The 22,423-nt window shown below is 74.1% G+C and carries 17 protein-coding genes and 2 tRNA genes; 10 read left to right on the top strand and 9 right to left on the bottom strand.

The window, feature by feature from the left end:
- Positions 1 to 21: 21 nt before the first annotated feature.
- A complete protein-coding gene (locus tag ASD33_RS13915; protein ID WP_056558489.1) occupies positions 22 to 624 on the bottom strand; it encodes a histidine phosphatase family protein in 603 nt (200 codons plus the stop codon).
- A 156-nt stretch (positions 625 to 780) separates the two neighbouring features.
- Between ASD33_RS13915 and ASD33_RS13910 the strand changes: the two genes are divergently transcribed.
- The 7 genes from ASD33_RS13910 (at position 781) to ASD33_RS13880 (ending at position 7,089) form a co-directional block, all read left to right on the top strand.
- Positions 781 to 1,617 (top strand): phosphatase PAP2 family protein, encoded by an 837-nt coding sequence (locus tag ASD33_RS13910; RefSeq protein WP_056558486.1) that lies wholly within the window; start codon positions 781 to 783, stop codon positions 1,615 to 1,617.
- Positions 1,553 to 2,701: a hypothetical protein gene (locus ASD33_RS13905; protein WP_107103716.1), complete on the top strand. Its 1,149-nt coding sequence runs from the start codon at positions 1,553 to 1,555 to the stop codon at positions 2,699 to 2,701. Before ASD33_RS13910 ends, ASD33_RS13905 begins: the two co-directional genes overlap by 65 nt.
- Positions 2,702 to 2,768: 67 nt before the next feature.
- Positions 2,769 to 4,358 carry a hypothetical protein gene (locus ASD33_RS13900; protein WP_056558479.1) on the top strand — a complete coding sequence of 530 codons (1,590 nt, stop codon included), beginning with the start codon at positions 2,769 to 2,771 and terminating at the stop codon, positions 4,356 to 4,358.
- The gene (locus ASD33_RS13895; protein WP_056558475.1) at positions 4,355 to 5,692 is read left to right on the top strand and encodes an AAA family ATPase; all 1,338 of its coding nucleotides are present in this window, start codon (positions 4,355 to 4,357) and stop codon (positions 5,690 to 5,692) included. The genes ASD33_RS13900 and ASD33_RS13895 overlap by 4 nt, the downstream gene beginning before the upstream one ends.
- Positions 5,693 to 5,866: 174 nt before the next feature.
- Positions 5,867 to 6,223: a hypothetical protein gene (locus ASD33_RS13890; protein ID WP_056558472.1), complete on the top strand. Its 357-nt coding sequence runs from the start codon at positions 5,867 to 5,869 to the stop codon at positions 6,221 to 6,223.
- A 175-nt stretch (positions 6,224 to 6,398) separates the two neighbouring features.
- Positions 6,399 to 7,025 (top strand): bifunctional DNA primase/polymerase, encoded by a 627-nt coding sequence (locus ASD33_RS33665; RefSeq protein ID WP_063991952.1) that lies wholly within the window; start codon positions 6,399 to 6,401, stop codon positions 7,023 to 7,025.
- Positions 7,016 to 7,089 (top strand) — tRNA-Lys (locus ASD33_RS13880). Before ASD33_RS33665 ends, ASD33_RS13880 begins: the two co-directional genes overlap by 10 nt.
- Before the next feature lie 74 nt (positions 7,090 to 7,163).
- On the opposite strand, the gene ASD33_RS13875 is transcribed toward ASD33_RS13880, so the two are convergent.
- Positions 7,164 to 8,414, bottom strand: a complete 1,251-nt coding sequence (locus tag ASD33_RS13875) for a M6 family metalloprotease domain-containing protein (protein ID WP_056561357.1) — start codon at positions 8,412 to 8,414, stop codon at positions 7,164 to 7,166.
- Between the two features lie 356 nt (positions 8,415 to 8,770).
- Here ASD33_RS13875 and ASD33_RS13870 point away from each other — a divergent pair, with 356 nt between their 5' ends.
- On the top strand, positions 8,771 to 10,762 hold the full coding sequence (locus tag ASD33_RS13870) for an EAL domain-containing protein (RefSeq protein WP_056558466.1): 1,992 nt from the start codon (positions 8,771 to 8,773) through the stop codon (positions 10,760 to 10,762).
- A gap of 157 nt (positions 10,763 to 10,919) precedes the next feature.
- Here ASD33_RS13870 and ASD33_RS13865 read toward each other — a convergent pair whose 3' ends face one another.
- Positions 10,920 to 12,632 carry a glycosyl hydrolase family 18 protein gene (locus ASD33_RS13865; RefSeq protein ID WP_056558463.1) on the bottom strand — a complete coding sequence of 571 codons (1,713 nt, stop codon included), beginning with the start codon at positions 12,630 to 12,632 and terminating at the stop codon, positions 10,920 to 10,922.
- 366 nt (positions 12,633 to 12,998) lie between these two features.
- The gene (locus ASD33_RS13860) at positions 12,999 to 14,072 is read right to left on the bottom strand and encodes an LLM class flavin-dependent oxidoreductase (protein WP_056558461.1); all 1,074 of its coding nucleotides are present in this window, start codon (positions 14,070 to 14,072) and stop codon (positions 12,999 to 13,001) included.
- A gap of 392 nt (positions 14,073 to 14,464) precedes the next feature.
- Between ASD33_RS13860 and ASD33_RS13855 the strand changes: the two genes are divergently transcribed.
- Together ASD33_RS13855 and ASD33_RS13850 are read left to right on the top strand one after the other, a co-directional pair.
- Complete coding sequence (locus ASD33_RS13855; RefSeq protein WP_056558458.1) at positions 14,465 to 15,223, top strand: IclR family transcriptional regulator C-terminal domain-containing protein; 759 nt, start codon at positions 14,465 to 14,467, stop codon at positions 15,221 to 15,223.
- A gap of 64 nt (positions 15,224 to 15,287) precedes the next feature.
- Positions 15,288 to 15,361, top strand: a tRNA-Lys gene (locus tag ASD33_RS13850).
- A 107-nt stretch (positions 15,362 to 15,468) separates the two neighbouring features.
- Here the strand turns inward: ASD33_RS13850 and ASD33_RS13845 are convergent.
- From ASD33_RS13845 to ASD33_RS35770, 5 genes are all read right to left on the bottom strand, one after another.
- A complete protein-coding gene (locus ASD33_RS13845) occupies positions 15,469 to 16,125 on the bottom strand; it encodes a response regulator transcription factor (RefSeq protein WP_056561355.1) in 657 nt (218 codons plus the stop codon).
- Positions 16,062 to 17,363: a sensor domain-containing protein gene (locus ASD33_RS13840; RefSeq protein ID WP_056558456.1), complete on the bottom strand. Its 1,302-nt coding sequence runs from the start codon at positions 17,361 to 17,363 to the stop codon at positions 16,062 to 16,064. Before ASD33_RS13840 ends, ASD33_RS13845 begins: the two co-directional genes overlap by 64 nt.
- Positions 17,364 to 17,574: 211 nt before the next feature.
- Positions 17,575 to 19,251, bottom strand: coding sequence for an AMP-binding protein (locus ASD33_RS13835; protein WP_056558454.1), 1,677 nt, complete (start codon positions 19,249 to 19,251; stop codon positions 17,575 to 17,577).
- 91 nt (positions 19,252 to 19,342) lie between these two features.
- Positions 19,343 to 19,936 carry a lytic polysaccharide monooxygenase gene (locus ASD33_RS13830; RefSeq protein ID WP_056558452.1) on the bottom strand — a complete coding sequence of 198 codons (594 nt, stop codon included), beginning with the start codon at positions 19,934 to 19,936 and terminating at the stop codon, positions 19,343 to 19,345.
- A gap of 120 nt (positions 19,937 to 20,056) precedes the next feature.
- Positions 20,057 to 21,691 carry an SPFH domain-containing protein gene (locus ASD33_RS35770; protein WP_242427033.1) on the bottom strand — a complete coding sequence of 545 codons (1,635 nt, stop codon included), beginning with the start codon at positions 21,689 to 21,691 and terminating at the stop codon, positions 20,057 to 20,059.
- Positions 21,692 to 22,423: the final 732 nt, after the last annotated feature.

Below are 22,423 nucleotides of genomic sequence, written 5' to 3'. Positions count from 1 at the left end.
CACCCGCCCGCCGTGACGGCGTTACGCCGGTGACTCCAGGTGCCCCGTGTCGTTCCAGCGCTCGATCGCCGGGGCGCCGTACGCCCAGCCGAGGACCGACAGGCTCGTCGGGTCGAGGCGGATGCGGGAGGCGAAGGACACGTCCTCGCCCAGCCAGCGCGCGGCGATCGAGCGCAGGATGTGCCCGTGCGCGAAGACCAGGACGTCACGGTCGGCCGAGCGGACCCGGTTCACGACCTCGTCGGCGCGGTCCGAGAGCTGCGCCAGGGTCTCGCCGCCCTCGACGCCGTCGCGCCAGATGAACCAGCCGGGGCGGAGGTCCTGGATCTGCGGCGGGGTCAGCCCCTCGTACGCGCCGTAGTCCCACTCCATCAGCGCGTCCCAGGGTTCGGCCCGGTCGCCGAAGCCGGCCAGTTCGCAGGTCTCGCTCGCGCGGACCAGCGGGCTGGTGCGCACCTCGACGCCGGGCAGGCCCTGCCAGGGGCCGCGGTGCAGGCGCTCGCCGAGCAGCTTCGCGCCGCGCCGGCCCTCGTCGAGCAGCGGGATGTCGGTCCTGCCGGTGTGCCGGCCGAGAAGTGACCACTCGGTCTGGCCGTGCCGGGCGAGCAGGATGCGCGGTGCCATGGGAAGGACTCTCCAGGGGTTTCACGGTGCGGTTTCACGGTGCGTGCGCACCCCTCCCATCATCGCCCAGATGGATTCGGGGTGACGTCCGGGCAACCCGGGTGCGCCCCACGGCGTCCCCCTCCCCGGGCCGGACACGTCGGGGGGATCTTTCGTATGCGCAAGCCGCGCTGGTGGGTGGAGTTGGCGTCGGTCGGCGTCGTGTACGCGGGCTACTCCGCCGGACGGCTGCTGGCCCGGGGCGACGAGGACGCGGCCGTCGGCCACGGGCTCGCGATCCTGCACCTGGAGGAGCGGCTCGGGATCGACGCCGAGCACCCGCTGAACCGGCTGTTCACGGACGTGCCCGCGCTCGGGGTCCCGGCGGACTTCGCGTACGCCTCCCTCCACTACCTGGTGACCCCGGCGATCCTGGTGTGGCTGTACCGCCGCCGCCCCGCGCACTACCGGGCCGCCCGCACCTGGCTGATGCTCTCGACCCTGCTCGGGCTCGTCGGCTTCACCCTGCTGCCCACCTGCCCGCCCCGGCTGCTCGACGCGGCGCACGGCTTCACGGACACCATGGCGCGGTTCAGCGCGTACGGCTGGTGGGGCGGCGAGGCCAGCGCGCCGCGCGGGCTCGGCGGGATGACCAACCAGTACGCGGCGATGCCGAGCCTCCACTTCGGCTGGGCGCTGTGGTGCGGGGTGATGCTCTGGCGGTACGGCCGCACACCGCTCGCGAAGGCCCTCGGAGTGGCGTATCCGCTGGTCACGGCCCTGGTTGTGATGGGGACCGCCAACCACTACCTGCTGGACGCGGTGGGCGGGGCCGCCGTGATGGGCATCGGGCTGCTGGGGACCCCGTACGTGCTGCGGCTCGCCGGGCGGCTGCGCGGGGAAGCGGAAGCACCCCCGGTTGTCAGTGGCGGATGCGAGACTTCCCCGGGTGAGCGCATCCCTGGACAGCGGTCTGCCCCGACCCTCGCGGACCACCCGTCGACAACTCGCTGAGCTGCGCGGTCCCGCCACCCCACCGCGTCCGCTGGACGCGCGGGCCCTCGCGGCGCTGGCCGCCAACCCCGGCTGCCGGCGGCGGGCCCTGCTCGACGGCGCCGGGGTCGACAAGTCCGCGCTCGCCGCGAAGCTCGGCTCGCCCGCCCCGTTCGGGCAGTCGCAGTTCGCGATCGTCCGGGGCAACTCCTTCGAGGCGAAGGTCAAGGCGGACGGCGGCCGTGAGCTGCTGCGCCTGATCGGCGTGGAGGAGCCGGGCGCGGTGTCCGTGCCCGATCTCGCGGCGGCCGGACCCGAGGGGCGGGTCGCCAGGACGGCGCTCGCGCTGCGGGAGGCGACCGACGCGGGGACGTGGACGCTGCTCGACCACCCGCTGCTCGCCCTGGAGGTCGCCGGCTCGCCGGTGTACCTGGAGCCGGACGCGGTGGTGGTCCGCCCCGACGGCGGGTGGACGGTCGTGGAGATCAAGTCGTTCCCCATGGTCGACGGCGCGGCGGACGCGTCGAAGGTGGGCGCGGCGGCCCGGCAGGCCGCCGTGTACGTGCTGGCCCTGGAGGGGGTGGCGGCCAGGACCGAGGGCGCGCGGGTGGCGCAGTCGGTGCTCCTGGTCTGCCCGAAGGACTTCTCGAACGTGCCGACGGCCTCGGTCGTCGACGTGCGCAAGCAGCGCTCGGTCACCCGGCGCCAGCTGGCCCGGCTGACCCGGATCGACGAGATCGCGGACGCGCTTCCCGAGGGCACCAGCTTCGACGTGGCGGAACGCTCGGCGGAGGAACTGACGGCGGCCGTGGAGTCGGTGCCCCACCAGTACGCGCCGGAGTGCCTGGCCGCCTGCGAGCTGGCCTTCCACTGCCGGTCGCGGTCGCGGGAGGCGGGCGCGGTGGAGACCCTGGGCCGTTCGGTACGGGGTGAGCTGGGCGGTCTGACGACGGTCGGCGCGGTCCTCGCGGCGGCGCGCGGCGAGGAGGGCGACCCGGAGGACCCGGCGGTGGCGGCGCTGCGCAGGGCGCGGGCGCTGCGGCAGGAGGCGCTGGCGTCGGCGCCCGCCCGGGCGCCCCGGGAGGTCTCCGAGTGCCCGTGCTGACCCCTCGTTCCTGTGCCGCTCGTTCCTGTGCCGCTTGTTCCTGTGCCGCGCCCCGGGAGGGCCTCGCATGTCGCTGATCTCCACGCTCGCCCGGATGGAGGCCGTCGAGTCGGGCCGGGCGCAGCCGCTCGCGACCGTCCGGCACCGGCGGCTGTCGGAGCGGCCGCTGGTCCTCGTCCCCCTGACGACGGCCGGTGAGGCGGGCGCCCCGCTGGGCGCGCTCGTCGGCACCGACCCCGAGGAGCCGAGGCTGCTGGTGGTGTCGCAGCCCCGGGACCGTGACCTGCGGTTCGCGTTCCTCGCCGATCTGGCCGAGGAGGTCCTGCCGTACGTCGACTCCTTCGCGGACGTCGTCGAGGCGGCGGAGAAGAGCGAGGTCGACCCCGAGACCGGCAAGAAGGTGAAGGTCGAGGTCGAGCTGTGCGCCGACGCGCCGCAGCTGATCGTGCCGAGCCGGGCGGGCATCGAGTACGTACGGCTGCTGGGGCGGTCGACGCGGTTCCGGCGGACGGCCGAGCAGGACCCGGAGACGCCGTTCCCCGCGCCGCCGCGCGTCCCGCTGCTCGGGCGCTGGCTGACGCACTTCGGCGACCGGGCCCGGGTGCCCGGCTCCTCGCTGCTGCTGTCGGCGACCGACCTGCTCAACCGGCACTGGGCGACCGGGCAGTCCTCCCTGGAGGATCAGCACCTCGGTGCGCTGCTCGCCTGGATCGATCCGTACGACGGAGAACCGGGCGCGGAGGCGGCGCTGCGGGCGGAGGCGGGCCGGGACTCCCGGGGGCAGCTGCTCTGCCCGCCCGCCGGGCCCGCCACCGACCCCGCCTTCGACAACCGGCTGCTCGCGCCCGCGATCGAGCGGTACGACCGGGCCCGGCAGGCGCTCGGCGCGGCCGAGGACGGCGAGACGGCCGACACCGGCCTCGGCGAGCTGCACGCGGCCGAGCGGGAGCTGCGCCGGCTCGTCGTCTCCCAGCTGAAGCCCACCTGGGACGCGGTCTGGCGGGCGGTCGGCCTGCTGCGCGAGCTGCCGGAGGGCGCCAGGGTCGAGGACCGCTGGACCCGCGACCGCTGGTCCTTCACCGCCCACCGGGACCGGGTCACGGCCGGTGAGCCGCCGCAGCCGCGCCGGGACGACGCCGTGACGGCGGCCCGGAAGCTCGCCGCCCGCGAGCAGGCGCAGGGCCAGCTGGAGGCGCAGGAGGCCCTCGACGATCCGCTGGTGCTCGCCGGGCGGCGGCTCGCGGGCGAGGCGTTCGCGGCCGAGGTGGTCGAGGTGACGATGGCGTGGACGGAGTCGAAGCGGCCCGCGCCGCGCCCGCTGCTCACGGTCCGCACGGAGGACCGGCCGCACCTGGGCGAGTCGGTGAAGGTGTACCGCTCGCTCGACGGGAAGCCGCAGGCGGCGGAGTTCGTGCGGTACGAGGAGGACGGGGCGCTGCTGCTGCGTCTCCTCGACCGGATGGGCCGTGCGAAGGAGCCGGCGCCGGGCTCGGTGCCGGAGAAGGGCGAGCGGATCTCCTGGACGCTGTTCGAGCACGACCAGCGGGTCGGACCGCAGCTCCCGGACGCGGAGGAGACCCCCTGGACGCACGGCGGTCCGCCCCGGACCGACGCCGTGGAACTGCCCGACGCCGTGACCCCGGAGGACGTGCTGTGAGTCCCGAACCCTTCGACCCCTCGGCGGAGGCCGGCCGGGCGACGGCCGGCATCCTGGCGGACACCCTGCACGGCACCGCGCGCGGTGTCGTGGTGGACTCCCCGCCCGGGGCGGGGAAGTCGACCCTGGTCGTCCGGGCCGCCCTCGAACTGGCCGCCGCCGGACGCCCCCTGATGGTGGTCGCGCAGACGAACGCGCAGGTGGACGACCTGGTGCTGCGGCTCGCCGAGAAGGAGCCTGACCTGGAGGTGGGCCGGCTGCACTCGAACGACTCCGACCCGTACGACAAGGCGCTCGACGATCTGGAGAACGTACGGAAGTCGGCGAAGGCCGGTGAGCTGGCCGGGCTGCCGGTCGTGCTGTCCACGTCCGCCAAGTGGGGGCACGTGAAGAACGTCGAGCCCTGGGCGCACGCGATCGTCGACGAGGCGTACCAGATGCGTTCGGACGCGCTGCTCGCGGTGGCGGGCCTCTTCGAGCGGGCGCTGTTCGTGGGCGACCCCGGGCAGCTGGACCCGTTCTCGGTGGTGGGCGCGGAGCAGTGGGCGGGGCTGTCGTACGACCCTTCGGCGAGCGCGGTCGCGACCCTGCTCGCGCACAACCCGGAGCTGCCGCAGCACCGGCTGCCGGTGTCCTGGCGGCTGCCCGCCTCTGCGGCGCCGCTGGTCTCGGACGCCTTCTACCCGTTCACGCCGTTCCGCAGCGGCACCGGGCACGGGGACCGGACGCTGTCGTTCGGGGTGGCGTCGGACGGTTCGGGCCCGGACCGGGTCCTCGACGAGGCGGCGGAGTCCGGCTGGGGCCTGCTCGAACTGCCCGCCGCGCACACCCCGCGCACCGACCCGGAGGCGGTCGGCGCGGTCGCGCTGGTGGTGCGCCGGCTCCTGGACCGGGAGGGCGCGGCGGTCTCGGAGCGCTCGGAGGCCGCCGTCCCGCTGACGCCGGACCGGATCGCGGTCGGCACCGCCCACCGCGACCAGGCGGCGGCGGTCCGGGCGGCGCTCGCGGGGCTGGGCGTGACGGGTGTGACGGTGGACACCGCGAACCGGCTCCAGGGGCGCGAGTACGACGTGACGGTCGTCCTGCACCCGCTGTCCGGGCGGCCGGACGCGACCGCCTTCCACCTGGAGACGGGGCGGCTGTGCGTCCTCGCGTCCCGGCACCGGCACGCCTGCGTGGTGGTCTGCCGGGCGGGCGTGGCGGACCTGCTCGACGCGCACCCGTCGACGGAGCCGGTGCAGCTCGGGGTCGCGGTGTCGTTCCCCGACGGCTGGGAGGCGAACCACGCGGTCCTGTCCCACCTGGAGAAGCACCGGGTGAGCTGGACGCCGTGACCCGTCGCCCGCCCGGGCCCGGCCCGCGCCCCGCCGTCGTCGTCGGCTGGGCTCAAACCGGGGCTCGGGGGACACCGGGGGCGTACGCGGAAGGGTTCGCGCTCTTGCGGGGCGCGGGACAATGGAAGACGGCCCGGGATTCCGGGCCGTGCCTGTGCGAGGAGGAGAAGAACGATGGCGGAACCCGCGGAACGGAGCGGACAGCGGCGGCTCAGGCCGGCACCGCTGATCTTCGAGCCTGCCGAGGCGACCGCCGACCCGGAGCACTTCTTCGACCTGGAGTCGCTGGAGGACCCGAGGGAGCTGCTGTCCCGCGCGACGGAACTGACGCTGGCGTTCCGCGCGGCGACGGACCGGGCGACCGAGTTCCAGGCCATCGCGGCGGCGCAGCTGGCGGACCCGCGCCGGTTCGACCGGCTGACGACGGCGGACGTGGCCGAGCGGGCGCAGTGGACCGAGGACTACGCGCTGAAGATGATCGAGTTCGGCCGCGACCTGATCAGAGCGAACGGGCGCCCGGCGGAGGACTGATCCGGGGCGGCCGGGGGCTCGGGTGGGCCTCGGGGCGGCTTGAAGTGCCTCCGCGTGGCCTGGAATCGCCGCCTGGCATATGCCGAGGGGGCACGATACTCCTCGGCCTCCCCTCCTGTCCGGGATTCCGCGAACACTCGGCTACCGCGTTGTCACTCCCGGTACATCTGGAGTCATGACGACGTGGCTGCGCGACGAGACCCCGCACGACATCTTCCGGTTCCTCCGGGAGGGCGACGAGGGGCGGCACCAGACGGCCCGGGTGACCGCCGACGGGGCCGCCTGGCTGACCTCCGCCACGGGGGACCGCGAGGCCGCGCTCACCCGCTGGGAGGCCCGGCCGGACTCGCCGGCGGCGCTGCCCTGCGGCCGGGTCTTCGACGTCGTCAACGTCGACCCGGTCTTCGGCCGCCGGATGCTGGACCGGTTGTGGGAGGAGGGCCCGGGATCGGGGCCGGTCGCCGTCCACCGGGGCCGGATGATGCTCTTCACCGCGCCGGGGACGGCCCAGCGGCTGCCCGCGCTCCTCGACTGGGAGGAGTGGGGCGAGCGGGTCCCCCGGCCGCTCTGTCACGGCGTCGGGGACGCGGTCACCGTGCCGCCGCTCGTGCCGTCGGGCACGTCCGGCCCCCGCTGGGTGGTGGCCCCCGACACCCGGAGCCCGTGGCTGCCGGGGCCCGAGGTCGTGCTCTGGGCCTGCGTGCGGGCCGTCCGGACGTACTCCGCCGCCGACGTGCGGGTATCGATTTTTCCTCCCGCCGATCCGGATGCTAATGTCTACGACGTCAGCAGGCGCCGCTAGCTCAGTTGGTTAGAGCAGCTGACTCTTAATCAGCGGGTCCGGGGTTCGAGTCCCTGGCGGCGCACAGACAGAAGAAGCCCCTCGCGGAAGCGGGGGGCTTCTTCGTGTCCCGGGCCGGGCGGGACGGGCCGCCGGGGCTCAGTCCACGGCGGGCGGCGTGATCCGCACCGTCCAGGCGCCCGACTCCGTGCGGTCCGTGACCTCGACCCGTACCCCCGTACCGGGCACGGTCAGCGTCTCGCCCTCTTCGAGCGGGGCGTCCGCGAGCGGCGGATAGACCGAGCGCTCCCAGCACGCCTCGGTGCGCGGGTGCGCGTCGACCACCTCGACCGGGCCGTCGCCGGAGGCCGCGCGGCTCCGGATCCGGTAGACGAGGACGCCCTGGGTACAGGTGTCGGCGTCACTCCCGGCATCGCTCCGGGCCTCGACGGCGAGGGCGCTGTCGGGGCCGGTGCGGACCACCGCGAGCCGGGTGCCGAGGCTGCCGCCGGCCGTCGCCGGGGCGTCGGTCGGCTCCAGGGTGACCATCCGGGGGGCGGTCCCCTGCACGCAGGTCACCTGGGCGCGGGAGAGCCAGCCGAGCTTCCACTTGTGCCAGCCGAAGAGGTCCGGCGACAGCCCGAACTGGCTGCCCATGACGTCCCAGTCACCCACATGGGTGTCCCAGTCGCCCTTGCCGTCCTCCGGGCGGTGGTAGAGGTCGGGCAGGTCGAAGACGTGGCCGGTCTCGTGGGCGAGGACGTTGCGGTCGGGCGGGTGCCGCTCGAAGACGGTGACGACCCGCTTGATCTCGGTGCCGTCGGCCTCCAGCGGGCGTTCGAGGTTGACGACCTTGGTCGCGTCGGAGTCCACACCGGGCGCGTCCGGGTCGGCGACCAGGTAGACGATGTCGTACCGGGAGAAGTCGACGTCCGCGTCGGCTGCGGCGATGGCGTCGCGCAGATAGGCGGCGCGCTGCCCGGCGTCCCAGTCACGCCGTATGTCGTACGCGCCGGACTCCTTCGGCATCGGGGTCCAGGTCGGCTGCGGGTGCGCGCGCAGGGTGAACCGCCCGTAGGAGGCACGGCTGAAGTACTCGCTGGTGGCCGGGAAGTGGTCGGCGGCCAGTTCGGCCGGCCGGGTGAGGGGCTCGGCGTCCGGGAAGGACAGGAAGATCATGACGGCGTCGAGGGTGCGGTCGGGTCGCGGGTACGACCTGTTCCAGGTGTCGAGGCCGAGTGAGTGATGGGCCGCCGTGCGGGGCAGGGCGCAGGGGTTCGGCGCCGGGGCGCCGACGGCCGGTCCTGCGACGAGGCCGGTGGCGGCCAGGGCGGCGAGCGAGGTGAAGGCCGCGGCCCCGGCACGCAGCCGCGAGCGTTCCACTCCCCCGGGTGGCTGCTGACCCCTCACGTGGACCTCCGGTTCGGGAATGCGGGACACCTCACCCACCTTGTGATGGTTTGCGGTGTTTCGCACGTTTCCACTGCCCCGGTCGGGTGAGAGGGCGCCACGGGGTCGACGCGACACGAGCGCGCTTCGCCTCACGGAATGTCACATTCGGTCACTACCTCAACGACCCGCGTCAGACCCGCGCAGAAACGATCGCACGGAGTCTCACGGTGATCGGCCCCACAGCTCCGCACGCCCCCCGAGAGCCCCCCGGAGCTGGAAGGCTCCCCCGCGCTGGCTCTATGATCGGCTCACTCTTCCTTGGCCGACCGTCCCGACCACATGTGACCGGCCCGACTGCACTACGGGAGCGAGCGGTGAGCGGAACCCCCGAAGGACCGGTGCACCCAGAGCCGCCGGAGACGCACACGACGCATCCCGTACTCACGGAGCGTCACCCCGGACCCCTTGAGGACCGTCGCGCCGGACCCGCCGCCGACCGTCACCCCGAGGCCCCCGCCGAGCGGCGCGCCGCCGAACTCCGCGACTACGGCGCCGCCTTCCGGGTCGCCCAGCTCGCCATGGCCGTCGTCGACCAGGACGGCGTGGTCGTCTCGGCCAACGACTCCTTCGGCTCCCTCCTCGGCGCCGACCCCGGGGCGCTGCGCCGCCAGGCCGCCGCCGACCTCGTCGACCTCGCCTCCGACGGGCGCACCTGGCACGCGTACCGCGAGGTGCTGCGCGGCCGACGCTCCCGCTTCCGCTGCACCCGCCGCCTCAAGCACGCCGACGGGCGCTCGCTCTGGGCCGAGGTCACCGTCGCGCCCGTGCCCGACAGCCGGCGCGTGCTGCTGTCGATCGCGGACATCAGCGACCGGCGCGAACTCCAGGCACGGCTGCGCCATCTCCAGATGCACGACCCGGTGACCCGGCTGCCCAACCGCGCGCTGTTCTTCGAGCGCCTCTCGGCCGCCCTGGAGGCCTCGGCCCAGGACGCCGGGGACACTCCGTACGCCGAGGAAGCCCCGTACACCGAGGGCGTCCAGGGCTCCGGAACGGCCGGACGCGCGGGGGATCCCCGGGGGCCGCTCCGTTCGTCCTACGAGTCGTACAGGTATGGCAGAACAGGGCGGATCGGTCTCTGCTACCTCGATCTGGACGGCTTCAAGGCGGTCAACGACACCCTCGGCCACCGGGTCGGGGACCGGCTCCTCGCCGCCGTCGCCGCCCGGCTGACGGAGTGCGCGGACAGCGACGGCTACACCCGCAGCGGCGGCCATCTCGTGGCGCGGCTCGGCGGCGACGAGTTCGCGATCCTGGTCGAGGACTCCACCGGCACGGAACAACTCGCCGATCTGGCGCGCTCGGTGCTCACCGCGCTCCAGCAGCCCTTCGACCTGGGCGGTCAGCGGCTCTCGGTCTCCGCCTCGATCGGTGTGGTCGAGCGCTCCGGGTACGGCACGACGGCGACCGCCCTGATGCAGGCCGCCGACACCACGCTGTACTGGGCGAAGGCCGACGGCAAGGCCCGCTGGACCCTCTTCGACCCGGAGCGCAACGCGCACCGGATGACCCGGCAGGCGCTCTCCTCCACCCTCCGGCCGGCCGTGGAGCGCGGGGAGTTCGCCCTGGAGTACCAGCCGCTCGTGGACATGGCGGACGGGGCGGTGCGCGGGGTGGAGGCGCTGGTGCGCTGGAACCACCCGCAGTTCGGCACGCTCCCGCCGAATCGGTTCGTCGCCATCGCCGAGGAGGACGGCTCCATCGTGGAGCTCGGCCGGTGGGTCCTGAACACCGCCTGCCGTCAGGCCCGGCAGTGGCAGAAGGACCATCCGCGCGAGCGCCCGATCTTCGTGAGCGTCAACGTGGCGGTCCGTCAGGTCTGGGACTCCGACCTGGTCGCGGACGTGGCCGGGATCCTCGCCGAGACCGGTCTCGCCCCGCACCTCCTCCAGCTGGAGCTGACCGAATCCGCCGTGATGGGTTCGGCGGGACGGCCGCTCCAGGCGCTCCAGGCGCTGAGCGACATGGGGGTGCGGATCGCGATCGACGACTTCGGCACCGGCTACTCGAACCTGGCCTATCTGAGCCGGCTGCCGGTCTCGGTGCTCAAGCTGGACGGTTCCTTCGTCCGCGGCTTCCAGGACGAGGAGCACGCCAACCCGGCGGACGAGCTGATCGTCGAGGCGCTGGTGCAGCTCGCGCACCGGCTGGGGCTCACCGTCACCGCCGAGTGCGTGGAGACCTCCGGGCAGGCGAGCCGGCTGCGCAGGATCGGCTGCGACACGGGGCAGGGCTGGCTGTACTCACGGGCGGTGACCCCGGACCGCATCGCGGAACTGATCGGCACGGAGCCGCTGCCGGTGTGAGGCCGGGCCCGCGGCGGGGCGCGGCGCGCGTGAGGCCGAGCCCGGGGCGGGCGCGGCGTGGTCCCCCGTGCGGGTGTCCGGGCATGGGACTGCCCCCGGCCGGAGGGACATTCCGGGCGGGGGCAGTGGTTCATGAGGGGGTCAGCGGGTCAGGGCCTCAGCAGGCGCCCTGGTCCTTCCAGACGCCCCACTCGCCGGTCGTGCCCGGCTCCTCGTTCTGGGTCCACCACTGGGCCTTCCAGGTGTGGCCCTTGTGGGAGACGAGGTTGCCGCTGTTGTAGACCGTGCCGGCCACGTACGCCGGGGCGGTGCAGCTGCCCGTGGGCGGCGTCGTCGGCGGGGTGGTGGGCGGCGTGGTGGGCGGGGTGGTCGGGGGCGTCGTCGGCGGGGTGGTGGTCGGCGGCGTCGTGGTCGGCGGGGTGGTGGTGCCGCCGAGCGCGGTGTTGATCTGGGTCAGCAGGGTGGCGTTGTCGTCCAGGCCGAGGAGCGAGTACATCATCGCGCCGGCCAGACCGCGCTGCTTGCCGTAGTCCACCCGGGCCTGGATGGACTTCTGGTTCAGGCCGGTGAAGAACTCGCCGTCCTTGTAGAAGTACGAGGACTTCGCCTGCTCGTCCCAGAAGGTGGTCGCGGCGTTGTCGACGATGCCGCCGAGCTCCTTGTAGTGCGCGATGCCGGCCTGCTGGCTGAGCGGGCGGACGTTGGAGCCGCCGGTCGCGGGCTGCGCGAGGCCGTTGGCGGTCCCGGCGGGGACGCCCTTCCAGCCGCGGTAGTAGAACTCGTAGCCCAGGGTCAGCTTGTTGGCGGGGAAGCCGCCGGCGATGCCGTAGGCGGGCTTGCCGTCGATCCAGGAGTCGATCGCGTTGTCGATCGAGTACTTCTCGGTGCCCGGCGCGATGACGTCGGTCGGGTCGTTCGTACCCGAGTACAGCGGGGACTGGTGGTACGTCGGCCCGTCGCCGTCCCAGGCGCCGTGCATGTCGTACGTCATGATGTTCGCGTAGTCGAGGTACGCGCCGATCTTGTCCGTCTCGATGTACTTGATCTTGTCCTGGCCGGCCGGGAGGGCCGCGGTGAGCAGGTACTTCTTGCCGCCGTTGGCGGTGCCGTACTCGTCGAGCTGCTTGCGGAACTCGGCGAGGAGCAGCGTGAAGTTCTGCTTGTCCTCGGGGGCGTAGTGGTTGCCCAGGTGGCCGCCGGAGGAGCCGGGGTACTCCCAGTCGATGTCGATGCCGTCGAAGATGCCGGCCGCGGTGCCGGGGCCGCCGTAGCCGCCCTCGACGGGCAGGTTGCCCTTGATGTACTGGTCGACGCAGGAGGAGACGAGCTTCTTGCGGCTCGCGTCCGTCTTCGCCGCGTCGCTGAAGTACTTGGAGTACGTCCAGCCGCCGAGCGAGATGTTGATCTTCAGGTTCGGGTACTTCGCCTTCAGTTCCTTGAACTGGTTGAAGACGCCCACGATCGGCTGGTCCCACTTGTCGGCGACGCCGTCGACGCTGTCCGCCGCGCTGAAGGACTTCTGGTAGTCGGCGTACGAGTCGCCCGCACCGTCACCCGCGTTGGGGTTGTTGTCGTCACCGGCGGCCTTGTTGGCCTCGAAACAGGTGAGGTTGGTGGGGTGAATGTTGCCGAACGAGTAGTTGATGACGTCCAGCTGGCCCGCGATGCCCCGGGTGTCGAGGTGCTTGGGGTAGAACGCGTTGCCGTAGACGCTCCACTGGTCGTAGTACGCGATGCGCACGTTGCCCGCAGAGGCAGTGGTCGTCGTGTCGGCCGCCTGGGCGGAGCCGAGGCCGACGGTCGCGGCAAGCGCGCCGGCGGCGAGGGCCGTGCTGAGCAGCGCGGCGATCAATGGCTTACGGGGGTGCACGTGCGGCCTCCATGGGGGGAGTGCGGGGGTGGTGCCGTACAGGAGCTGGAGCAGTGATAACCGGCGCGTGAACAGTGCGTCAATGGTCTGAACCAGATTGAGGACTAGACCAATTGGAGGAAGAAAGGCCTTGTCAGAGGCGTGCAGCACAAAACGGAACCGCCCGCCACCATCGGTGACGAGCGGTTTAAGGTTTGCTTATGGGTGGGGCGGGGGTGGTTCGAGGATGAACCAACCGCCCCTGGGAATCGGGGTTTTTACCTGGCCGCCCCCGGCGCGGAACGCGTCCCGCCGGTTCGGACCGACGCGTGCGCCCGGGCCTCGCGGACCCCATCCGCCCCGTGGGACCCGGCGGTCCCGGCGGCTCTACTCCTCCGGCAGCTCCGGGAGTTCGTACGCGTCCGCGATCAGTTCGTAGCTGCGCAGCCGGGCCTCGCCGCCGTGGCCGTTCGCCGTGATCATCAGCTCGTCGGCGCCCGTGCGCTTGCGCAGGTCGTCCAGGCCGGTGCGGACCTCGTCCGGCGTGCCGTACACGACGTTCGCCAGCCAGCCGTCCACGAACTCCCGCTCGGCCGGGCTGAATCCGTACGCCTCCGCCTCCTCGGGCGTCGGCACGAGACCCGGGCGGCCGGTGCGCAGCCGCAGCATCGCGAGTGCGCCGGCGAGGACCTCCCGGCGGGCCGAGGCCGCCTCGTCGGCGGCGAGCGCCGAGACGCCGATCATCGCGTAGGGGGCGTCGAGGACGCCCGAGGGCCGGAAGGAGTCCCGGTAGAGGTCGAGCGCCGGAATCGTGTTCCTGGCCGAGAAGTGATGGGCGAAGGCGAAGGGCAGGCCGAGCAGGCCGGCGAGCCGCGCGCTGAAGCCGGAGGAGCCGAGCAGCCAGACCGGCGGGCGCCCCTTCGGGCCCTGCACCGGGCCGGGGACCGCGTGGATGCGGGCGTACCGGTGGCCGTCGGGGAAGTCGTCGTCCAGGAACCGGGTCAGCTCGGCGAGCTGCTCGGGGAAGTCGTCGGCCCCTTCGTTGAGGGTGTCGGACCGCCGCAGGGCGGCCGCCGTGGCGCCGTCCGTGCCGGGGGCACGGCCGAGGCCGAGGTCGATCCGGCCCGGCGCGAAGGCCTCCAGGGTGCCGAACTGCTCGGCGATGACGAGCGGGGCGTGGTTGGGCAGCATGACGCCGCCCGAGCCGAGGCGGATGCGCCGGGTGTGGGCGGCGAGGTGGGCGAGGATCACCGCCGGGGAGGAGGAGGCGACCCCGGGCATGGAGTGGTGCTCGGCCACCCAGTGCCGGTGGAAGCCGCGCCGTTCGGCGAGCCGGCTCAGCTCGACGCTGGTGGCGAGCGCCTGGGTCGCGGTCCTGCCGCTGCCGACGGTCACCAGGTCCAGCACGGACAGCGGTACGGGCGCGGAGCCCCGCACCTCTCCTCGAATAGCGTCGGTCACCTTCGGGACCCTCCTCGGCACACGTACGGACTCTCCGACCGGCTCCCGGAACGGCGCCCGGACCTGTGGATCGGCTTCGACAAGGCGACAACAGGAGGGTGGCTCCGTTTATTCCGGCGGTTCTCGGCCACCGGTGAGGGTGCGGCCGCGTCCGCTTCCCCGTAAAAAATCTCCCGCCCCACACGGGGCGAACGTGTGCGCGAGCGCCTCCGCGCACGGCTCTGACCTGAGACTCTGCGCGAGACTCTTGACCTTGGCATATGCCAGAGTAGCGAGCCCCAGCACAGGGCCCGGATGCTCCGCATCATTCTCGCCAACAGCCGCCCCGTAAACGGTGCTTGGCGGCTATCGTGGTACGAAAGCTTGCGGTCACAACCTGGTAGGGGGAAACCGTGGCGCTGAAGCCCGAGCCCACCGCGCCGTTCCACTCGGTGCAATACGCCTTGCGCGTCCTCGAGACGATCTCACGGCACGGTGGCGGTGTGACGGACGTCCAGATCGCGCGCGAATCCGGCCTGCCCGTCGCCCACCTCTCGTCGCTGCTCCTCATGCTCCGCCGCGAGGGCTACGTCGAGCAGGTCGCCGACGGCGCCTACGTGATCGGGGACTCCCTCGTCCTTCTCGGATCCGGCATGACCCGCCGCGAGGCCCTGGAGGCGAAGCTCCAGGAGACCCTGACCGAACTGCGCGACTCCGTCGGCGCGGCCGTCTACATCAGCCGGTACATCGACGGCGAGGTGAAGATCACCCAGTTCGCCGACGGCCCGCGCACGCCCAAGGTCAACGAGTGGGTGGACTTCCGCTCGGCGGCGCACGCCAGCGCGGTCGGCAAGTGCCTGCTCACCCAGCTCGACCAGAACGGCCGCCGCGACCACCTCTCGCGGCACAAGATCGCCCGGCTGACCTCCCGGACGATCACCAGCGAGCGGATCCTCTTCTCCAAGCTGGACAGCCAGCCCGCGACCGTCCCGGTGCTCGACCTCCAGGAGTACGCGGTGGGCACCGTCTGCGCCGCCGTCCCGCTGACGGCGGGCTCCGCCGTGGGCTGCCTGGCGCTCTCCCTGCCGATCGAGCACGCCCACCGGCTGCGCGCGGCGGCCGACACGCTGAACCGCAAGGCCGCTCCGGTGGTCATGGCGCTGGCGATCTGACCACCCTCCCGCGGGGTGGTCACGAGCACCCCGCGGGACCGGGTAGTATTTTCTCTGTCAGCAGGCGCCGCTAGCTCAGTTGGTTAGAGCAGCTGACTCTTAATCAGCGGGTCCGGGGTTCGAGTCCCTGGCGGCGCACAGACGGAGAAAGCCCCTCGCGGAAGCGGGGGGCTTTTTCGTGCCCGTACCTCCTGCGCCGCTGAGCCCGTACGTGCCGCGCCGCTGAGCCCGTACGGACGGTCCCGCTACGCCCTGAGATACGTCAGGACGGCCAGGACCCGGCGGTGGGTGTCCTCGGCCGGCGGCAGGTCCAGCTTCGCGAGGATGTTGCCGATGTGCTTGCCGACGGCGGCCTCGCTCACCACCAGACGCCGGGCGACCTCCGCGTTGGAGTGCCCCTCCGCGACCAGGCCGAGGACCTCGCGCTCGCGCGGGGTGAGGGCCTCCAGCGGGTCGCGGTGCCGCCGCAGCAGCTGCCGTACGACCTCGGGGTCGACGACCGTGCCTCCGGCGGCGACCCGCAGCAGGGCGTCCTCGAACTCCTCCACCTGCCCCACCCGGTCCTTGAGGAGATAGCCGACGCCGGTGCCGTCGCCCGTGTCGAGGAGGTCGGCGGCGTAGCTGCGCTGCACGTACTGGCTGAGCACCAGGACCGGCAGGCCGGGCCGCTCGGACCGGAGCGCGACGGCGGCGCGCAGCCCCTCGTCCTGGAACCCGGGCGGCATCCGGACGTCGGTCACGACCACGTCCGGGTCGTGGGCGGCGACCGCCTCGCGCAGGGCGTCGGCGTCCCCGACGGCGGCGACGACCTCGTGGCCGAAACGGGCCAGCAGCCCGATCAGCCCCTCCCTGAGGAGGACGCTGTCCTCGGCGAGGACGACACGGAGCTTTCGGACAGCGATCGGCACGGGATCTCCGCTCGGAGGAGGGTCGGCCCGCCCGGCGGGCTCATGATCGTCAGTCTGCCATCGAGGACCGCGAGCCGGTCGGCCAGTCCCGTGAGCCCGGAGCCCCCCGCCGGGTCGGCGCCGCCCTGCCCGTCGTCCTCCACGTCCAGGCGCAGCACCCCGTCCGCGACCCGCGCGGTGAGCCGGGCCCGCCGGGCCCCGCTGTGCCGGGCGACGTTGGCGAGGGCCTCGCAGCCGGCGAAGTAGCCCGCACTCTCGACGGCGGCGGGCAGCCGGGGCAGGTCGACGTCCGTGTCGACGGGGACGGCGGACCGGTCGGCGGCGTCGGCGAGGGCCGCGCCGAGGCCGTAGTCGGCGAGGACCTGGGGGTGGATGCCGTGGATGAGTTCCCGCAGCTCGGTCAGGGCCCGCCCGGCCTCCGTGTGCGCCTTCGCCAGCTGGTCGGCGAGCGGGCCGGGCGGCGCGTCGAGCCGGGCGAGCCCGAGGGTCATGGTGAGGGCGACCAGGCGTTGCTGGGCGCCGTCGTGCAGATCGCGCTCGATGCGGCGGCGCTCGGCCTCGAAGGCGTCGACGAGCCGGGCGCGGGAGGCGATGACCTCGCCGATGCCGGGCTGGGGGCCGCTCTCGCGCGGCGAGAGGAGGGCCCGCGCGAGGGCGGCGCGGGCACCGGCGACGGCGGCGAGCGGATAGGAGAGGGCGACCAGGAGGAGGGCGCCGAGGAGGGCCGCCGCGAAGGCCTCCGGGTAGGAGGTCACCAGATACGCCTTGACGACCTTGGCCTCCTGGCCGTCCACCGCCAGCTGGACGGGGGCGCTGAGGAGGGCGAGCGGCAGGCCGGTCCCGACGGCGAGGGCGAGGAGGTCGAGCGGCCACAGGACGGTGGCGAGGAGCAGGGCGTAGCCGAGTTCGCGCCAGGTCGCCTGCTCCCCCGCCCGGAGCCGCAGCCAGGCGGCGAGGCCGGGGGCGGCGGGGACGCGGTGCGGGTCGGGGGCCGGGTCGAGGTCGACGAGCCGGAGGCGACGGCGCTCGGTCCCGGCGAGGGCGAGGCCGGAGAGCAGGAGGAGCGGCAGCCCGACGAGGAACAGGGAGAACACCCCGAGCACCAGGAGGACGAGGCAGGCGAAGGCGCCGAGGACCCCGCCGGTGACCAGGTAACCGGCGGCCCGCCAGGGCCAGGAACTACGGAGGAAGCGGCGCCGGGTGAGGGCCTGCCAGGCGTTACGGGGGTCCATGGGGGCCCACGGTAGGCGGTCGGACGGTGCGGGGCGATGGGGCTGGAGGGGGTACGGGGGTGGGGCTGGGGCTACCCCCGACGGCGGGCGCGGGGCCGCCCCGGGGCGGGCGCGAGGGGTCCTCGTCGAGCGCGCCGCCGGGCGCGGTGAACCACGGAGCATCGGACGGCCGTCAGCCGCAGCCGTGGGCCGCCGTCTCGCGGGGACGGGGCTACGCGTGGTGTTCGCCCGTCGGGGAGCGGTCGTGCCGGGTGTACTCCGCCCTCAGGGCGGCCGTCGCCTCCGGGGTCAGGGGCTCGTAGGGGGCGTCCGGCTCGGGGCGCCACCAGACGGGGTCCTCGCAGAGGAAGGCCGCCCGGCGGAGGGCCACCCGGTGGATCTTGTTCGTGGCCGTGAGGGGCAGTTCCCGCATCACGCGGACGAAGCGCGGCGGCATCTTCGTACCCAGGTCCGCCTGGGCCGCGAGGAAGGCCGCGAAGGCCGGCGGGTCGAAGGCCTCGCCCTCCCGCAGGGCGAGCGCCGCCATCACCTGGTCCCCCGCCACCGGGTCGGGTATCGCGTAGACCGCGACGCCCGCCGCCCGGTCCCAGCGGGCGAGGATGTGCTCGATCATCGCCGCCGCCAGGTTCTCGCTGTCGACCCGCAGCCGGTCGTCCGTCCGGCCCGCGAAGTAGAGGTATCCGTCGGCGTCCCGGTAGAAGAGGTCGCCCGTCCAGTACCAGCCGTCCCGCAGCCGGGCCGCCTCCGCCTCCGGGTTGCGCCAGTAGCCCTCGAAGGGCGACCGGCTCCGGTTGACGAGTTCGCCGACCGCCTCGGCCGCGTTGAGGAGCCGGCCGGTGGGCGAGAAGCGGGCCGGCGGGCATTCCTCGCCCGACTCGGCGTCGATCACGGCCAGGTCGTCCCGCGGCGCGGCCCGCCCGATCGCCCCCGTGGGGGTGTCGGGGGTCCGCTGGATCGCCGCGCCGCCCTCGGAGGAGCCGTACCCCTCGACGAGCGGCACCCCGAAGCGCTCGCGGAACCGGGCCGCGTCCACCGCCCCCGCCTCCGTGCCGAAGCCCAGGCGGAGCGGGTGCGTGCGGTCGTCCGGCGCCGGCGGGGTGGCCAGCAGGTACTGCACGGCCCGGCCCACGTAGGTGAAGTAGGTGGCGCCGTAGCGGCGTACGTCCGGGAGGAAACGGGAGGCGGAGAAGCGGGACCGCAGCGCCACCCCCGCCCCGGCGGCGAGCGCGGGCGCCCAGTCCGCGATCACCGCGTTGCCGTGGAACATCGGCATGCAGATGTAGTGGACGTCGTCCCGGCCGATCCCGAAGTGGGAGACGAGCGAGGCACCGGCGGCCGCCAGGCGCCCCTGGCTGCACAGGGCCGCCTTGGGCGCCCCCGTGGAGCCGGAGGTGAAGGAGAGCAGGAAGCGGCTGTCGGGGCGTACGGGGCCGAGGGTGGCGTCGCCCGGCCGGGCGTTCCCGTAGGGGGCGAGCAGCTCCCGGTACGCGTCGGTGTCGGTGACCAGGATGCGCAGGCCCGGCAGCGGCAGGCCGTCGAGGAGCGGCAGGTGGGCGCGCTGGGTGACCAGGACCCGGCACTCGGTGTGCCGGATGTCCCGGACGAGTTCGGCGCCGCGCCGGGTGGGGTTGATCCCGGCGACGGCGGCCCCCGCGAGGGCCGCCGCGCTGAGCCAGAGCGGGTACTCCGGCGTGTTGTCGAGCAGGATGCCGAGGTGCGGCTCGCCCCCCGGCAGGGGTGGCATCAGGTCCACGAGCAGTGCGGCCCGCGCGGCGGCGCCCGCGGCGACCTGGTGGTGGGTGAGGGTGTGGTGCTCGTCCCTCAGCCCGGTCCGGTGGTCGCCCCACTGGCGTCGTACGAGTTCCGCGACGGTGTCCGCACCCCTCATGGGCCGGACTGTAACTGACAGTACGTCAGAACTGAACGGTCGGATCAGGCCCTTCGGACGGCCGCCCGGCGCCCGCCCTCCGGGCCTTCCGTCAGAACTTCACGTCCGAGCAGGCGTAGAAGGCGTTCGCGGTGTCCGCGATCGTCCACACCGCCAGGATCACATGACGGCCGGTCTTGCCCGCCGGGATCGTCCCGGAGTGCGAGAGGGTCGCCGGCGGCTGCTGGTTGTTGTAGGGGACGGTCAGGAAGGGCTGGGGGTCGAGTGCGGCCCGGGTCAGCTTCTGGCTGGGGTCCCAGCCGTTCCTGGTGATGTAGTACCTGAAGTTGGTGGTGGCGTGCCGGGCCGTGAACTGCCAGCGGAAGCTGTAGCTCTGCCCCGCCGTGAGCTGCGTCGCGGGCCAGGCGCCACCCCGGGGGTCGTCGAGCTGGGCGAACTGGGTGAGGCCCGCCGAGCAGATCTTTCCGTCGGCGGGACCGGAGGCGGGGAAGCCCTTGGGGCCCTCGACCGACTGCGGCTCCCACTGGATGGGGCCGCAGTTGGTCACGGTGCCGTTGGCGCAGAGCTTCTGGCGGCTGATCGGCGCGTCGGTGTAGCCGTGGCTGCCGGCGCTGCCGGTGGCGAGGAGGGTGGCGCCGGCGACGCCGAGCGCCACCACCGCCGCCCCGACTGATTTCTTGCGCATGCTGTCGCTCCAGGAGAACGTGGGGGAGTTCTGTCGGGTCGTGCCGCACGCGTACGGATGCTTCTTTTTGGTCTGGACCAAGTACCAAGGTATGGACGGAAGTTGAAGCTGTCCATCCCCTCACGCACCCTCCACGGGACCCGTCCTGCCCGTGTAGAACGCCACCGTCAGGTCCTTGACCAGCGCCTTGCGCTCGTAGTCGTCGAGCTCCACCAGACCACGACTGGTCAGCCGGTGGACCACGTCGTCCACCGCGTCCACCACCGAGGTCAGCACGCTGTCCCGGTGCTTCGCGTCGATCGCCGCGATCCGTCGCCGCCGCATCGCCGCCGCCACCTCCGGCGCGTACTCGATCCGCGTCGGCTGCGCCGAGAACACGTCCACCCCGACCGGGACGCACTCCGCCGACAGCATCCGCGTCAGTGCCTCGCCGACCGCCTCCGCGTCCCGGAGCGTCGGCGCGTCCTCGTGGAACGCGTCCGCCGGGAGCTGCGAGAGCACCCGGGCCATCGCCGCCTCCACCTGCTCCCGCAGGTACTCCTCGTGGCCGTCGACCCCGAGCGCCGCCCGGACGGTGTCCCGCACCCGCCACACCACGAGCACGACGACGTCCAGCGCGGTCCCCTTCGCGTCGACCGCCGGCAGCGGCTCGCTGCGCCAGTGCCGGAGCCGTACGTCGACCCGGCGGCGCAGCAGCAGCGGGCTGACCCAGACCAGACCGGTCCGGCGGACCGTGCCCCGGTAGTCGCCGAACAGGGTCAGCACCCACGCGTAGCCGACCCGGCCCCGGCCGAGGCCGCCGAGCGCGAACGTGGCGAGCACGACGCCGAGCGCGAGCAGGGCCCACTGGCCGAGGTGGATGCCGTGGTACGGGCGCACCGGAAGCCGCAGCATCCGCGCCGCCTCCTCCGGGACGGCGCCGGTCCACCACACGACGCCCGCGCACCAGGCGAGCGCGAGGGCGCCGCCGGCCACACCGACCCACCCCGGCAGCACCGGCCCCGGCCGCTCGACGAGCCCGGGGTCGGCGGTGGGGGCGGGGCGGGAGAGGGGGGCGGGGGTCTTGGACCGGGCCGGGCCGCCGCGGGGCCGGGCCGGGGGCTGGGGCTGCTGTTCGGGATGAGGCTGGGGCTGGGGCTTGGGCTGGGGCTTGGGCTGCTGCTTGTGCTGCGGCTCGGTCTGGGGGTGGGGCTGTGACTGGGGCCGGACCTTGGGGTGCGGCTTGGACTGCGTGTCGGCCGCCTGGGCCTTGGGGTGCGGCGCGGCGGTGGCCCTGCGGGCGGCATCGGGCGCGAGGCCCTTGGCCGGTTCGGCCTTCGTGCCGGCCGCGGGCTCGGCCTGGCCCTGGACCTTCGACGGGGCGGGGATGGCGGGGCCGCCGGCCTTGCGCGCCGTGGCCGGAGCGACGGGCGGGGCCATGGAGACGGTGTCGGGCCCCCCGTCGTCCTCGCCCACCGCGAAGGGCGCGGCACCCTCCGGCTCGTCCCGGAAGAGCAGGTGCACCGGGATGGAGCCGGTGGTCTCGGCCCCGATCACGTTCTTGCGCCGCGCCACGCGCACGACGGCGGCGACGGGTACGGCGACCGCGCCGACCCCGGCGCCCGCGATCCGCGCGAAGTCGGGCGCCGCGGGGGCGCCGCGCCCGGCGGGACCGGTGGCCTCGGGCGGCTCCGGGGCGGGGGCGGCCGAGGGCTCCCCGCCCGGGGCGGCGGACGAGTGCGGCACGGTACGGGGCAGGGCCCCGACCGGACGCACCGGCAACGCGGGGGCTCCCCCGGAGGCGGGTACGGACGCGGCCGACGCCGCAGGGGCGACGGGGGGCCGTGATGCGGCGGCGGGTGCGGGTGACAGTGCGGATGCGGGTGCCGGAGTGGTGGCCGTCCCCGCGGCCGGCCCCGGCGGCGGGACGTCGCCGCGCGTCGACGCCGGAGCGGGCGCCGCCGTCGTCGCCGCCACGGGCGCCGGTGCCGGCTCACGCCCCGGAGCGGACACCGGCGCAGAAGCCGGTGCCGCAGCCGAGACCGAAGCCGACATCGAAGCCGAGGCCGGGATCGACGCCGAGGGCCGGGCCCCAGCCGAGTCCCGGGCCGGCACGGGGACCGCCGCCGCCGACGCGGACGCCGCCATGCCGTCACGTACAGCCGGGGCGCCGTCGCGTACGACCGCGCCGCCGTCCCGTACGACCGCGCCGCCGTCCCGTACCGGCGACGCCGCCCCCTCCCTTACGACCGAGGCGTCGTCACGTACGACCGCACCGCCCTCCCGTACCGCCGAGGCTCCCTTCCCCGCCGCCGACGCGCCGCCCTCCCGTGCCGCCGGAGCGTCGGCCCGCGCTCCCGCCGCGCCGTCGCGTACCGGCGACGCGCCGTCCTGTACGGCCGCCGCGGTCTCCCCCTCCGGCGTGCCCGCGGCCTCCCCCGCCGACGCCGCCCGCGAGGGGTTCGGCGGGGTGTCCGGGGGTGACCCCTGTGCGGGGGACGTTCTCGG

The organism is Streptomyces sp. Root1304 (assembly GCF_001426405.1).
Lineage (GTDB): Bacteria > Actinomycetota > Actinomycetes > Streptomycetales > Streptomycetaceae > Streptomyces.
Note: the sequence above shows the minus strand (reverse complement) of the source record. Positions and strands in the feature narration are given on the sequence as shown.